We start from the raw sequence: 601 nt of genomic DNA, 5'->3' as shown, positions 1-601 counted from the left end.
ATCGGCGGCGACGTCCGGCACGCGGGCGGAGGTCGTAGCGCAGCCGGCGAGCGCGGTTGCGGTGGCGAGTAGAGCCGCCGATGCGGCGGGACGGAACGATAAGCGTTTCATTGGGACAGCTCCCGTGACCAGTTGAGGGCGTTGACGAAGATGCCGAGCGGGTTCTTGCGCAAGGCGTCGGGGGTCCGCTGTGGCTGCACCACGACGGTCAGGATCGCCGACCAGCGTTCGGTCGCGGTGAGGCTGCCGTCCTGATAGCGGCGCTCGGTCCAGGCGACGCGGAAGCTGTCGGGTGAGGCCCGGATCACGCTCGACACGTCCACCGCGACCTGCATCCGGCCGACATTGGCGAAGGGATCGTTGGCGCGGGCATAGTCGTTCAATGCCAGCGCGCCGCGGTCGGTGGTGAAATCGTAGGCACGCAGCCAGTTCTGGCGGACGACGACCGGGTCGGCGGGGATGCTCCGCACCTGCTCGATGAAGCGAGCGAGATGAAAAGCCACTTGCGGATCGGTCGGACGGTAACCAGCCTCGGCGGGCGCGACCGCGTGCGCCTCACCGAGCCGATCCACCTGCACGACCCAAGGCACGATATGGCCGC

1 protein-coding gene is annotated in these 601 nt (G+C 68.4%); it reads right to left on the bottom strand.

Annotation, left to right across the window (positions count from 1 at the left end; translation table 11 throughout):
* Positions 1 to 107: 107 nt before the first annotated feature.
* The coding region (gene trbF / locus DM995_RS19475; RefSeq protein ID WP_157973366.1) for a conjugal transfer protein TrbF at positions 108 to 601 on the bottom strand (494 nt) is incomplete at its 5' end.

The organism is Blastomonas sp. UPD001, assembly GCF_003426715.1.
Classification (GTDB): Bacteria; Pseudomonadota; Alphaproteobacteria; order Sphingomonadales; family Sphingomonadaceae; genus Blastomonas.
The sequence above is the reverse complement of the archived record's forward strand: the minus strand, read 5'-3'. Positions and strand labels throughout refer to the sequence as shown.